The organism is Deltaproteobacteria bacterium, assembly GCA_021737785.1.
GTDB lineage: Bacteria > Desulfobacterota > DSM-4660 > Desulfatiglandales > Desulfatiglandaceae > AUK324.
In genome coordinates this window covers 20926-33231 of record JAIPDI010000034.1, presented here as the reverse complement: position 1 = coordinate 33231, position 12306 = coordinate 20926, and the positions used below count along the sequence as shown (strand labels likewise).

Annotated in this window: 12 protein-coding genes and 1 tRNA gene; 9 read left to right on the top strand and 4 right to left on the bottom strand. The window is 55.0% G+C overall.

Annotation, left to right across the window (positions count from 1 at the left end; translation table 11 throughout):
* The first annotated feature begins 234 nt into the window (after window positions 1-234).
* The 5 genes from K9N21_16340 (at window position 235) to K9N21_16320 (ending at window position 5143) form a co-directional block, all read left to right on the top strand.
* Complete coding sequence (locus K9N21_16340) at window positions 235-1107, top strand: hypothetical protein (protein ID MCF8145486.1); 873 nt, start codon at window positions 235-237, stop codon at window positions 1105-1107.
* Window positions 1108-1175: 68 nt separating this feature from the next.
* Window positions 1176-2423, top strand: coding sequence for an HAD-IB family phosphatase (locus K9N21_16335; GenBank protein ID MCF8145485.1), 1248 nt, complete (start codon window positions 1176-1178; stop codon window positions 2421-2423).
* 161 nt (window positions 2424-2584) lie between these two features.
* Window positions 2585-3721 (top strand): alanine--glyoxylate aminotransferase family protein, encoded by a 1137-nt coding sequence (locus K9N21_16330; GenBank protein ID MCF8145484.1) that lies wholly within the window; start codon window positions 2585-2587, stop codon window positions 3719-3721.
* A 226-nt stretch (window positions 3722-3947) separates the two neighbouring features.
* Complete coding sequence (gene rdgC, locus K9N21_16325; GenBank protein ID MCF8145483.1) at window positions 3948-4571, top strand: recombination-associated protein RdgC; 624 nt, start codon at window positions 3948-3950, stop codon at window positions 4569-4571.
* Window positions 4572-4573: 2 nt separating this feature from the next.
* Window positions 4574-5143 carry a hypothetical protein gene (locus K9N21_16320; protein MCF8145482.1) on the top strand — a complete coding sequence of 190 codons (570 nt, stop codon included), beginning with the start codon at window positions 4574-4576 and terminating at the stop codon, window positions 5141-5143.
* A gap of 12 nt (window positions 5144-5155) precedes the next feature.
* Here the strand turns inward: K9N21_16320 and K9N21_16315 are convergent, their stop codons facing one another.
* Together K9N21_16315 and K9N21_16310 are read right to left on the bottom strand one after the other, a co-directional pair.
* Window positions 5156-6109 carry a 2-hydroxyacid dehydrogenase gene (locus K9N21_16315; protein ID MCF8145481.1) on the bottom strand — a complete coding sequence of 318 codons (954 nt, stop codon included), beginning with the start codon at window positions 6107-6109 and terminating at the stop codon, window positions 5156-5158.
* Window positions 6110-6113: 4 nt separating this feature from the next.
* The gene (locus tag K9N21_16310) at window positions 6114-7181 is read right to left on the bottom strand and encodes a 4Fe-4S binding protein (GenBank protein ID MCF8145480.1); all 1068 of its coding nucleotides are present in this window, start codon (window positions 7179-7181) and stop codon (window positions 6114-6116) included.
* Between the two features lie 585 nt (window positions 7182-7766).
* On the opposite strand from K9N21_16310, the gene K9N21_16305 reads away from it, so the two are divergent.
* The 4 genes from K9N21_16305 to groL all read left to right on the top strand — a co-directional run bounded on the left by K9N21_16305 (window position 7767) and on the right by groL (window position 11185).
* Window positions 7767-8675, top strand: a complete 909-nt coding sequence (locus K9N21_16305; protein ID MCF8145479.1) for a hypothetical protein — start codon at window positions 7767-7769, stop codon at window positions 8673-8675.
* 177 nt (window positions 8676-8852) lie between these two features.
* Window positions 8853-8945, top strand: a tRNA-Ser gene (locus tag K9N21_16300).
* A 310-nt stretch (window positions 8946-9255) separates the two neighbouring features.
* The gene (gene groES, locus K9N21_16295) at window positions 9256-9543 is read left to right on the top strand and encodes a co-chaperone GroES (protein MCF8145478.1); all 288 of its coding nucleotides are present in this window, start codon (window positions 9256-9258) and stop codon (window positions 9541-9543) included.
* 22 nt (window positions 9544-9565) lie between these two features.
* Window positions 9566-11185: a chaperonin GroEL gene (gene groL, locus K9N21_16290; GenBank protein MCF8145477.1), complete on the top strand. Its 1620-nt coding sequence runs from the start codon at window positions 9566-9568 to the stop codon at window positions 11183-11185.
* A 367-nt stretch (window positions 11186-11552) separates the two neighbouring features.
* On the opposite strand, the gene K9N21_16285 is transcribed toward groL, so the two are convergent.
* Entirely contained in the window at window positions 11553-11780 is a 228-nt protein-coding gene (locus tag K9N21_16285; protein ID MCF8145476.1) for a zinc-ribbon domain-containing protein, read from the bottom strand.
* Between the two features lie 62 nt (window positions 11781-11842).
* Window positions 11843-12208 (bottom strand): hypothetical protein, encoded by a 366-nt coding sequence (locus K9N21_16280; GenBank protein ID MCF8145475.1) that lies wholly within the window; start codon window positions 12206-12208, stop codon window positions 11843-11845.
* Window positions 12209-12306 lie beyond the last annotated feature (98 nt).

The window sequence follows — 12306 nt, the reverse complement described above, 5'->3', positions numbered from 1 at the left end:
GGCAGGATCAGAGGACGTCTTGCTTTCCGATGGGCCTTGCGCGCTTCACCTTCGCCGAACCTCTCCAACAGGGTCGACACTGCGCATACATGGCCGAGAGTTTGCGATGCTTCAATGGGCCGGAGGTAACCGGGCGTTGCCCGTCATTTCCGGGCTGCATCCGGCCGTCGAAAAGCAGCTTTTCCGCCATTTTGTGTGGTCTATCCTGAACCATCGGAACTGGTGACAGAGACCATGGTCGTCATTGATACGGGACGCCTGAAACTGCAGTTGGAAATCATGCCGGTGGCATCCTTGCTGCTGCACGAAGAAGTGATCCCGGAAAAGGCCAATGACCTGGTTCTGGAGTCCAGGAACTGGGCAGACCTGCAGAACCCGATTATCGTGGACAAGAACGGTATGGTTCTGGATGGACACCATCGTGCGTTTGTCTTCAGAGAACTCGGATTCAACCATATTCTGGTATGCAGAATCGATTACTTTAATCCGGCCGTTCAGTTGCGTTACTGGTTCAGGCGACTGGGAAGGATGAGGAATGAAGACTCGCTGAAACGGCTTATCGCGGAGATGGGCGGAAGACTGGAACAGGTGGAAGATGCCGGCGCGTTGCGGAGCCTCCTGGGAAAAAACAGATTGCAGTGCGGCATTCAGCAGGGTCGTTATTTTGCAGCGGTCAGCTTCCAGAGACACATGGCCGAAGATGCGGTCAATGCATACCACCTTGTGGAAAGGATCCAAAAGCGGCTCATCCGGTCCGGGAAAACAGTGGACTATATTCCATGTCAGGCGGTAGAGGAAGAGAATTTCTGCCAAGGCCTGAGATCCGATGAAATGGTGATCTGGACGCCCCAGATCTCCAAGGAAATGGTAGTAGATGCAGTAAACCACAATAGGCGGTTCGCCCCCAAGGCAACCCGCCATCTGATCCCGGCACGGCCGATTAACGTGAATGTCCCCATTACCCTGTTCAGGGGACAGGCCTCTTTGGAAGAGATCAACGAACGATTGGCCGACTTCCTGAAAAGGAAAAGGCTCAGACGGTTCGGCCCGGGACAGGTCCTGAATGGGAGGTATTACCAGGAAGAGCTGTATGTTTTTTTCGATTAAAGAATAAAGGAATCACCCGACTCAAAGGGCTCAACAACCTGACAAACCCGATTTATGTGAGGGATGACATGAACCGTGCACAGAGGACCATCAGTCTTTCCGCTATCGGCCTGGACGCCCCCGGGCTGGTCTCAAGGATTACCGACAGGGTATTTGAGCTGGGAGGCAATATTATTGATGTGGAGGAAAGCTGCCGGAGGGGACTGTTTTCCATCTTTCTTATCATCGACTTTCCCGGTTCAACCGGCCTGACGTCCTCTGTCCTGGCCCGGCTGAAAACCATTGAAGACGAGACCGGGCTGAAGGTGGTGGTAGGGGCGTATGACCCGGAGGCACGTACCGCTTCATCTGAAAAAGAAAACCATCTGGTCACGGTCCTGGGATTGGATCGCCCCGGAATTATTGCGAGCATTTCACGCTTTTTTCTCAAGAAGAACATTAATATCGAAAGCTGCAGGATGATCGCCAGGGGCAAATTCTTCTCCATGGAAATGCTCATAGATGTGAGCACAATGATCGCCGGCGAATCGTCGGAAGGCCTTGAGGCCGAAGACACATGGAAAAGCGGGCTCAAAGACCTGTGTGCCCGTCTGAACCAAAGCGTGGTCGTCCAGAGCGAAGATGTCTTCAGCAAGATGAAAAAGCTCGTTGTATTCGACCTGGAATCCACCCTCCTTGACGATTTTTCCCTCCACGGTTTTATGGAAAAGATTCGGGAGAGCGTTTCATCAATAGATCGATCGATGCTGTCCCCGGATGGAGGAGACCGGCAGCCGACATCTTTTGCAGAAACCGCAAGGATGCTGAAAGGCATGCCTGCCAATGATTTCAAGAAGTTCAGTGAGATGCTCCGGTTGACCCCCGGATCGTTCGAGCTGATCCGGGTGTTGAAATCGATGGGGTTCAAGATCGCACTCGTATCCTCCGGATTCGATCTTCTTGTGAAAAAGGTGTATCAGCAGGCCGGGGTGGATTATGCATTTTCAAACACCCTCCAGGTGGATCCCTACGGGATCATCACCGGTGAATTGGAGGCGCCTGTTATTACCGCCGATACAAAGGAAGAAATCCTCGAGTTCATCATGCGAGTGGAAAAAATCAACAGGGACCAGGTGATTGCCATCGGGGACGGGTCCACCCGATCCCATTTTATCAAGAATGCCGGGCTTTCCATCGCCTTCAAACCCGGCAGGGGGAGCATCCAGACAGACGGGTTCCTCAGCAGTGATCGGATCATGAACCTTCTCTACTGCCTTGGGATTCCAGAGACCGAACTGAAGCGGTATTTTCAAGGGGTCGCCGCTACAGACAGTTGACACCCCTCTGATTCTTCCCTATACTCCCGTTGTTCTGAGGCCGCGTCTGAACCGTTCTCAGACACCGGTACCATTGCCTGCTTATTCATATTCAAGAGGAGGTCAGAATGAGTCTTAATGCGAATGATTTCAGAGATATTGATCCGGGCGAACGGGTCCTGATGGGTCCCGGCCCCAGCGATGTGCCCGCACGTGTCTTAAACGCCATGTCCGCCCCCTGCATCGGCCACTTAGATCCGGTCTTTCTCTCCATCATGGATGAAACCCAGCGACTGCTCCGTTTTCTCTTTCAGACAGAGAATGCGTTGACCATCCCGGTTTCAGGGACCGGGAGTGCCGGCATGGAGACCTGCTTTGTCAACCTGATGGAACCGGGAGATGAGGTGGTTGTCTGTGTGAACGGCGTCTTCGGGACCCGTATGGCCGACATTGTCAATCGCCTGGGTGGAAAACTCATCCGGGTGGACGCGGAATGGGGCAAGGCCATCGATCCCGAGATGGTCCGGCAGGCCGTGCAGGGGAGGCAGCCCAAGATCCTTGCCGTGGTCCATGCCGAGACCTCCACCGGCGTGTGCCAGCCCCTGGAAGACCTCCAATCCATTGCCAAGGCGTCCGGGGCCCTGTTTTTGGTGGATATGGTGACCTCCCTCGGCGGCATGGAGGTAGCCCTGGACCGGATGGGCATTGACGCGGCCTACAGCGGGACCCAGAAGTGCATCTCCTGCCCCCCCGGCCTCTCCCCCGTCTCGTTCAGCCCTGCGGCCTTGAAGGTTCTCCAGGAACGGAAAAGCCCGGTGACAAGCTGGTATCTGGACATGAGTATGGTGAGCAGTTACTGGGGAGCGGACAGGAAGTATCACCATACGGCTCCCATCAACATGATCTACGCCCTGAGGGAGGCCCTCCGCATCATTGCGGAAGAGGGGCTTGAGACCCGGTTTGCCCGTCATCTGTTGAATCATCGGGCCCTGGTGGCCGGCGTCGAGGCCATGGGACTCTCCATGCTGGTGGCAGAAGGGGAACGACTCCCGATGCTCAACGCCGTCCGCATTCCGGACGGCGCGGATGACCTGAAGGTCCGCAAGGCCCTGTTGAATGACTTCAGTATGGAGATCGGCGGGGGCCTGGGCGCCCTGGCAGGACAGGTATGGCGGGTGGGCCTGATGGGGCATGCCTCCCGCCGCAGGAATGTCTTCCTCTTCCTCTCGGCCCTGGAAACCATCCTCAAGGCCCAGGGCGTCAGCGTAGGAACCGGGGCGCTGGACGCCGCGGCATCCGTCTACGCGTCTGCACATTGAGGCACTGCTGGAAATGGTGGTGGGATGGCGCTGCACATCGGTCGGCGCTCCTGACAACAGGATTAGAGGTTCTTAACGAACATGTCCTGACGCCCCAGGACTTTGACCCGATCCCGGTACTTGGACTCGCAGTTCACCATCCCACCTGTTTAGAAAATATCATATCCTCAGAAATCTCGCAACTTATTTATTTGAGTAAACATATTAATTCCGGAAAGGAAAACCGATGGGTCTGATGCACGGGTCCGCAGGCTTTACGAGATATATGGCAGAGAAGACGCTTCCGCAGAATTTCAAGGAAACGCTTTCTGAAAATGTCGCTCGATATGCCTTCAGGGACCTGGACGAAAAATCGATAGATGAACGTTCAACGGGCTGGGTGAACATAATGGATATGTTCGACAACCGTTTTGCGGGGATCGAGTTTCTCAAAGAACCCTATATTGCCGTGTCCCTCAGAATCGACGAAAGAAAGATCCCCCCCACGGCCCTGAAACAATACTGCAGGGAGGCCGAAGAAAAGATCAAGAAAGAGGAAAATCTTGAGTTCCTGCCGAAAAGCCGTCGCGCGGATATCAAGGAGGCCGTAAGACTCCGCCTCCTGAAGCGGGCGATCCCTGTTGCCAGGATCTATGACATGGTCTGGAACTACACCACCGGTCTTGTCGTATTCGGATGCACCGGCACCCGGGTCTGCGACGAATTTGCGGAGCGGTTTCTTAACACGTTTAATCTTCAGCTCCAGGCGATCTGCCCCTATACCCTTGGAGATTTGTATCTTGTAACAGAGGGCGCTCCCCGCAATCTCTTGGATGGGTTGAGCCCTTCCCGTTTTCTGGAGGACCGATAGCCATGCAGCTCCTGGATAGAGTGAGAAAGACAGAATTTCTGGGAAGGGAATTCCTCCTTTGGCTCTGGTTCAAGTCAGAGACAGAGGATGGTATATTCGATCTGGGCGATAAGGGAACGGCCGAACTCTGGTTGGATGGAAAGATCACCCTCCAGTCGGAAACCGAGCGGGGGGTGGAGACCATCACCTGTACGGGAGAGGCCTTGAGCATGAAAGAGGCCCGTCTTGCATTGGCCGAAGAAAAGGAGATCCGTCACGCCACCGTCAAGATGGCCATGGGCGACAACCAGTGGTCCTTTACCCTGGATTCCACCTGGATGAACTTCCGATCTTTTAAGACCCCCAAGGTCATGAATGACAGCAAGGAGGACCCGGACGGTCTTTTTTATGAAAAGGCATTTCTGATGGAGGAGGCCATATCTGCAATGGATCTGATCTATTTCTCCTTTATCAAAAGCCGTCTTTCTCCTGAATGGGAAACCGAAGAGAGGATGGCGATTGCCCAATGGATGCGCCGGGGTGCGACAGGAGAAGCGGCGCAACCCTCGTCAACTGCTGGGGAGACGGTTTAAAAAAGTTCTTCTTTATACTGAAATGGTATTCTCTACAGGCCTCCCCTGTTTCAGCCTTACAATATTTCCTGCAACCGCATGGCCCAGGGCGCTGAAAGACTGTTCCGTAACCCCGGCCGTATGGGGGGTCACCACGATACGCTCGTGATTGAGGAGCGGGTGCCCGGGAGCGGGCGGTTCGCTGTTCAGGACGTCCAGACCTGCCCCTGAGATGGTTCCCTCAGTAACCGCGGCATACAGGTCTTCTTCGTTTACGATGGGGCCGCGACTGATATTGATGACATAGGCAGTCGGTTTCATCCGGGCGAACACCGAACAATTGATCATGCCCCGTGTCTCCGGGGTGAGGGTAACGGCCGAGACAAGGAAGTCCGTCTCGGCAAGGAGAGAATCGAGGCGCTCCGGCCCTGCCACCTGCACCAGGCCCAGTTCTTCCGCCAACCCCCGGGGCGGGGAAAGCTCAATCCCTGTCACCTTCATCCCCAGGGCCACCAGACGCCGGGCAAGGGCCCGGCCTACCGCGCCCAGGCCGATGATCAGAGCCTTCCGCTCGATGAGGGCCTGGCCCGTAGGTCTTCCCCACTCCCCCCGACCCATGGCCTGCTGGCCGGACTTGAAGCGCCGGGAACAGGCCATCATCAAAAAGACACCCCCTTCGGCGGTGCATTCAGCGTGGACCGGGGCCTGGCTCCCTGGAACATTGGCCACAAGGATTCCCCTTGCCGTGGCCGAACGGATGTCTACGCCCTCCAGGCCGACCCCGAATTGCTGGATGAGTTTCAGATCCGGTGCAGTCCCGATGATATCGGATGTGATCCGCGTCATGGAAGGGATGAGAATCTCGGCCCATCCCACCGCTTGGGGGACCTGTTCCTGCGGACAACAGCGGATCTCGTCCTCCGGAAGAAGGCGGGTGAGGATTTCCAGCATGGCCGGAAATATGTCATCGCAGATTAGAATGCGCATCTCCTCAGGCCGCCCTCCTTGTTTCGGCCATGAAGGCCAACTGTTCAAAGCCGGTCGCCGGGGGCGTGCGACGCTCACCCTCCGGTTTGAGCACCAGCTGCAATGCCTCTTCAGGGCATGCAACCACACACAGACCGCACCCGATGCACCGATCCCGGTTGATCTCTGCCGTCCCTTCCTCATTCATCCGAATGGCGTCCATCTGACAGCGCTCCAGACAGGTCTCGCAACCGACGCACAGATCCGGATCGATCTCGGCAAAATAGTTGGAGAAGACCATTTGAGCAGGTCTGGGATGCCGTTTCAGAGAGGTGAGGACCCCGCAGCAGTCGCCGCAGCAGTTGCACATCCCTCCCGGATTCTGGGCCGTGGCCGGCTGGGTCACCAGTCCGGCCTCCTGGGCGCTCGTGAGTATCCGGATCGCCTCGTCCGCGCTGACTTCGCGCCCCATACCCCGATCCACATAGTATTGGCCCATGGAGCCGAACATGAAGCAGGCCTCCAAAGGCCGGTCGCACCCCTGCCCTACCAATCGCTTCTGCTTTCTGCAGATGCAATCGGTAACCACCACCCTGCCCGCATTCCTGAGGATCTCGGCCGCGTCTTCGTAAGGGGCCACATGATTCAGGACCTGTATGGTGCGTTGCACCGGGACCGTCCGCAAAAAGGCGGCCGCCCCCCTGGTGATGGCGCCGTGGAACCCCTCCTCCATATACTTTTCAACCAGCCCGGCCAGGCGAGGGTTGAGTGTGGCTACCTGGAATTCGAACAGTCCGTGGACAAACGGAATGGCCCCGTACTTGACGACATCCCCTTTGCGCGATCGAAACAGAAGCCCCTGCTCGGCCATCCGGTCCAACTGGACCGCCATCGCTTCAACCGGCCGGTCCAGACGCCGGGCGATGGCCTCAGGGGTCTCCAGCCTCTGGGTGAGATGGAGAAACACCTCGGCATCTTCCTCGCTGAACAACTCTTTCAGGATCTCCATCTCGATCCCGGATTCGGTAGCCGGGAACCCCATTGAATACTGGTCAAGTCGCTGCTGCAACCGTCTGAAAAGGTCTTCCGTCATATGATCCTCCAAAATTCTGAGAGGTTAACAAAATGTCGCTTATCGGCTAGCGCCGGATAAAGAGACCCCTTTACATCGAAAGGGATAATTAAGGCTTTTTTCTGAGAGAATACAGCAGAATGATGTGGATATCAATGAAATATCCCGCTGAGGCGGATAACCGCAACCAAAACGGCTTGTGTGGTGTCCCGTCATTCCGGCATGCCCTTAGCCGGAATCCAGTCCCCCGCATTTCTGGATTCCGGCCGGAATCGTGCCGGAATGGCGGAAGGGTAAGTGTGAAGTGGAAGGATGGCAATTTTTCTTGTTTTTGATGACAGAAAGCTTGGCAATGGGGACTAAAGCATTGCCACACATTTCAGAAGGATCATCTCTTCGCCGCCGGAAGATCACACCAAGGATGAGGCCACAAAACCCATAAATTAGATCGACATCGTATCAGATTTGATTATAATTGATCGTTCATCGGCAGCGCCCAAGAGCTCGTCATACTCAAGCCCGGCATGGAAAAGTCCGGCCCTGCGATCCCTGTGGGCTCACGTGTAGCGGACGATAGGCATCGACACGTCTTGGAACAGGAGACCCATGATCATCCAAATATACGAAATCCAGACGCCCCAGGAGGCTGACAGGTGCATTGAACTGGGGGTAACCCATATCGGAAGCGTGATCCTGAGCCAGGATGAGTGGCGAGTCCCTCTGCTCCGGGAAACGGTCCGGTTGTCCAGGAGTTCAGATGCCAGGAGCAGTCTGATCCCTCTCTTCCATGACAGGGATACGGTTTACCGGGCCATCGATTACTACCAACCGGACTTCATCCATTTCTGCGACAGCCTTACGGATTCGGCGGGTACGCCCAAAAATCTGGATGCATTCATCCGATTTCAGACAGCGTTAAAAGACAGATTCCCGGAAGTCAAGATTGTCCGGTCCATCCCGGTGCCCAAAAAGGGTGATGCCCCGGGCTTTCCCTCCCTTGAGATAGCCAAGGCCCTCCACACCACATCGGATCTCTTCCTGACAGATACCTGGCTGGGCAAAGCGCCTGTGGAGGGATATATCGGGATAACCGGCCAAACCGCGGATATGGAATTGGCGGGCGCACTGGTGCGTCAAAGCGATATCCCGGTTATCCTGGCCGGAGGTCTGTCTCCTGGAAATGTCTGTGACGCGATCCTGGCCGTCCGGCCTGCGGGGGCTGACAGCTGCACCCAGACAAACCAGCTGGCCGAAGAATCAAACCCGATCCGGTTTAAAAAGGATTTCGACAAGGTAAGAGGCTTTGTTGAACAGGTAAGGAGGGCGGAGATGGAACTTAGAGAGGAAAAGGAAGAGCTGATGCAAAGGCTTCGGAAACTCCGGGAAGATCTCAAAGACCGGGAAGCGGCCCTCCCGGCCCATTCGGTCAGGCCTCATCAGGTCCTGGCCATAGAGGCCCTTGAAGATGAGATAGAAGCAGTTGAAAGGGCGCTGGAAGGCTACAAAACCGTCTGAATTCCATAATGATCATCCATGCTGTGGGTCATCATGAGCGCTGCCCCATGAAAAGATGTTTTTGAAGCGACCATTTTTTGCTTCATGAAAAGAGACAGATTGTCGCAACGAAAGCTTGCAAAATGCCTTCAGATGTCCTATAAGTCAAGGGCGAGGTAAGAGATCAGACAGCCTTGCGGAGAGATGGCCGAGTCGGCTGAAGGCGCTCGCCTGCTAAGCGAGTGTGCGGGGAAACCTGCACCGAGGGTTCGAATCCCTCTCTCTCCGCCATTTTAATGACATACACCCCCTGCCGGCAGACAGCCTTCTGTCGTTGATCCAACTGCGACGCATTCAGCTTTTCCGGGTTTTTCACGTCCCCCTCCCAAGCAAAAAAATCAGTATATCAAAAATGCCGGGGCATCCTTGACAATTGGCCACAAATACTTAACTTTGTAGGGTCTTATATTAATTATTTTAATGATTTCAAATGGTTATTTTGCAAACCGAAGGTTTGCAGAATGTTGCGATAACCAATGACGGGAGCGTCGGAAGACTTTTCCCCATTTTTTTAAGAATCTGGAAAAGGAGGGTGTCATTCATGAAGATCAGGCCGTTGAACGACAGGGTATTGGTACTCAGAATCGATGAGGGTGAAAAGACTAAGGGAGGGATTATCATTCCCGATACGGCGAAGGAAAAGCCGCAGGAGGGAAAGGTGATTGCCGTCGGTCCGGGAAAGGTCAACGAGAAGGGCGATCGTATTCCCATGGCTGTAAAAAAGAACAACAGAATCCTATTTGGCAAGTATGCGGGCAATGAGATCAAAATCGACGGGGTAGAACATCTTATCATGCGGGAAGACGATATCCTGGGTATCGTGGAATAGCTCTGGAGGAGGGTATTGAAACATGAGTGCAAAAGAGATCAAATATAGTGGGGTGGCAAGAGAAAAGATGATGAAGGGCGTGGATACCCTGGCCAACGCCGTAAAGCTGACACTGGGTCCAAAGGGACGAAACGTGCTCATCGAGAAGTCGTGGGGGTCTCCCAAATCCACAAAAGACGGGGTAACGGTGGCCAAGGAGATCGACCTGGAAGACAAGTTTGAAAACATGGGGGCCCAGATGGTGAAGGAAGTCGCCTCCAAGACATCGGATGTCGCCGGGGACGGCACCACCACAGCGACCATCCTGGCCCAGGCCATTTACAGGGAGGGTTCCAAGCTGGTGGCCGCGGGTACGAATCCGATGGCCATCAAACGCGGCATTGACCAGGCCGTAGCGTTAGTGGTTGAGGAACTGAAGAAGATCTCCAACCCCACCAAAGACAAAAAGGAGATCTCCCAGGTCGGCACCATTTCAGCCAACAATGACAAGGCCATCGGCGAGGTCATCGCGGAGGCCATGGAAAAGGTAGGGAAAGAGGGCGTTATCACGGTTGAAGAGGCCAAGAGCATGGAAACGTCTCTCGATATCGTGGAAGGGATGCAGTTTGACCGCGGATATTTGTCTCCATACTTTGTCACCAACGCGGAAAAGATGGAGGCCCACCTGGAAGATCCATACATCCTGCTCAACGAAAAGAAGATCAGCAACATGAAGGATCTGGTCCCCATCCTCGAACAGATCGCCAAGATGGGAAAACCCCTCCTCATTATCGCAGAGGATGTTGAGGGGGAGGCCCTGGCCACCCTGGTGGTCAACCGGCTTCGCGGGACCCTTCAGTGCGTAGCGGTCAAGGCGCCTGGTTTCGGCGACCGGCGAAAGGCCATGTTGGAGGATATGGCGGTCCTGACCGGCGGGCAGGTGATCAGTGAAGATCTGGGGATAAAGCTTGAGAACATCACCCTCAACGATCTGGGGGGCGCCAAGCGCATCACCGTGGACAAGGACAACACCACCATTGTAGACGGGAAAGGCACCCGCGCCGAACTGGAGGGTCGTGTTAAGCAGATCCGGGCCCAGATCGAAGAGACCACCAGTGACTATGATCGTGAAAAGCTCCAGGAGCGCCTGGCCAAACTCATCGGCGGCGTGGCGGTCATCAATGTGGGGGCAGCCACTGAAATGGAGATGAAGGAAAAGAAGGACCGGGTGGAGGATGCATTGAATGCCACCCGCGCGGCCGTGGAAGAGGGAATTGTCGCAGGGGGCGGTGTGGCCTATCTTCGTTGCCTCAAGGCCCTGGAAAAAATCCAACTCCCCGGCGAGGCCCAGATGGGCATCAACCTCATCAAACGGGCCCTTGAAGAGCCTGTCCGGCAGATTGCCAACAATGCCGGATTTGAGGGGTCCGTGGTGGTACAGAAGGTAAAAGACGGCAAAGGCAATTTCGGTTTCAATGCGGAGACCGGTGAATACGAGGACCTCATGAAGGCGGGGATCATGGATCCCACCAAGGTGACCCGGTTCGCCCTCCAGAATGCGGCCTCTGTGGCCAGCCTTCTCATGACCACCGAGGCCATGGTCGCTGAAAAGCCGAAAAAGAAATCTCCTCAGCCGGCCATGCCGCCCGAGGATATGTACTAAGAAAAGTTCCTCTCTCCGAGTCCCTGAAACAGGGGCTCGGGGGAGGCATCCTTTGAATCAGATCGGCCAGGTCGGAAGTCAGACGACAAAGTTCAGAAAAGAACACCCTCCCAGCATCTCCCAACCGGTAATCCCGCATTCTGCGGGATCTGGGCTCCGCTTTGACGGGTCTCCGCTGTCGAGCATCCAGAGTATCCCGTCCTACGGTTCCATCGGTCGCACATTCCATATGTCCGCCGCATACTCCCGGATGGTACGGCCACGCGACGTCTGTGGTCGGATCGAGGGGATCACAGACTGGATCAAGGGATCACCACATCGGAGAAACCCTTCGCATCTCTGCATGGAGAGGGCTTTTCATCGCCACTCATTCATCATCATCATAAAAGGAATGTCGTTTGCGCCTCAGCACTCGTCTTTTTCTGTCATCCTTGTCCCATTTTTCGCCGTCCTCGATTCTTTTTGCTTTCTTTTTCCTGCATTCCGGGCAACGTCTCGGGCTGGCAAAATCCAAGGCGAGGAACCGCGCCTGTTCCGCCGCACTAAAGACAAACGAATTTCCACACTGGATACATACAAGGGTCATATCATTCATGGCAAACAACAGTAGGCTGGTGTTGGGTGTAAACCGCAGGAGGTGTAAAAGGCCCGGGCGCGCTAACGGCGGCTTCGCCCGTTTCCGCTTTTTTCCGGTACATGGTGTCCTGAATGGGGCTGCATCCCCTTAACAGTGATGATCTGCCTGCCTTCCGCCTCTCTTACAAAGCCGACGACCTCCACCTCTTTTCGCATGAAGGCCTCCAGGGCCGCCCCGTTTTGGTCCCTTTCAACCAGGTATTCATCCTCGTCATACGTAGACACCGCCATGGCCGCGACATTCCCTTTCCGGTCCCAATCAATAGGAAGAACAATCCCTCTGATGGTGATCAGATGGGGCCGCAGGTTTTCTGCGTCAGCAGGATATTCGGCAGGATGCCTATCGTCCGAATCAGATAACATGACGTTCAGTGAAGCAATGGTCATGCCAAAATTGAAAGTATCGGTTTTCCCGTAGTAATCAGGATCTCATGCCCTCGAACAATCGGAATTGGCAATTCTGATTCAGGCCAAAAGGTCCGGAT

What these genes read in the sequence shown, in the direction of transcription:
- K9N21_16310 (MCF8145480.1), bottom strand. Translation starts at nt 7,181, where the DNA reads ATGACGGAAGACCTTTTCAGACGGTTGCAGCAGCGACTTGACCAGTAT.
- K9N21_16320 (MCF8145482.1), top strand. Translation starts at nt 4,574, where the DNA reads ATGCAGCTCCTGGATAGAGTGAGAAAGACAGAATTTCTGGGAAGGGAA.
- K9N21_16280 (MCF8145475.1), bottom strand. Translation starts at nt 12,208, where the DNA reads ATGACCATTGCTTCACTGAACGTCATGTTATCTGATTCGGACGATAGG.
- groES (MCF8145478.1), top strand. Translation starts at nt 9,256, where the DNA reads ATGAAGATCAGGCCGTTGAACGACAGGGTATTGGTACTCAGAATCGAT.
- rdgC (MCF8145483.1), top strand. Translation starts at nt 3,948, where the DNA reads ATGGGTCTGATGCACGGGTCCGCAGGCTTTACGAGATATATGGCAGAG.
- K9N21_16340 (MCF8145486.1), top strand. Translation starts at nt 235, where the DNA reads ATGGTCGTCATTGATACGGGACGCCTGAAACTGCAGTTGGAAATCATG.
- K9N21_16285 (MCF8145476.1), bottom strand. Translation starts at nt 11,780, where the DNA reads ATGAATGATATGACCCTTGTATGTATCCAGTGTGGAAATTCGTTTGTC.
- K9N21_16315 (MCF8145481.1), bottom strand. Translation starts at nt 6,109, where the DNA reads ATGCGCATTCTAATCTGCGATGACATATTTCCGGCCATGCTGGAAATC.
- groL (MCF8145477.1), top strand. Translation starts at nt 9,566, where the DNA reads ATGAGTGCAAAAGAGATCAAATATAGTGGGGTGGCAAGAGAAAAGATG.
- K9N21_16305 (MCF8145479.1), top strand. Translation starts at nt 7,767, where the DNA reads ATGATCATCCAAATATACGAAATCCAGACGCCCCAGGAGGCTGACAGG.
- K9N21_16330 (MCF8145484.1), top strand. Translation starts at nt 2,585, where the DNA reads ATGGGTCCCGGCCCCAGCGATGTGCCCGCACGTGTCTTAAACGCCATG.
- K9N21_16335 (MCF8145485.1), top strand. Translation starts at nt 1,176, where the DNA reads ATGAACCGTGCACAGAGGACCATCAGTCTTTCCGCTATCGGCCTGGAC.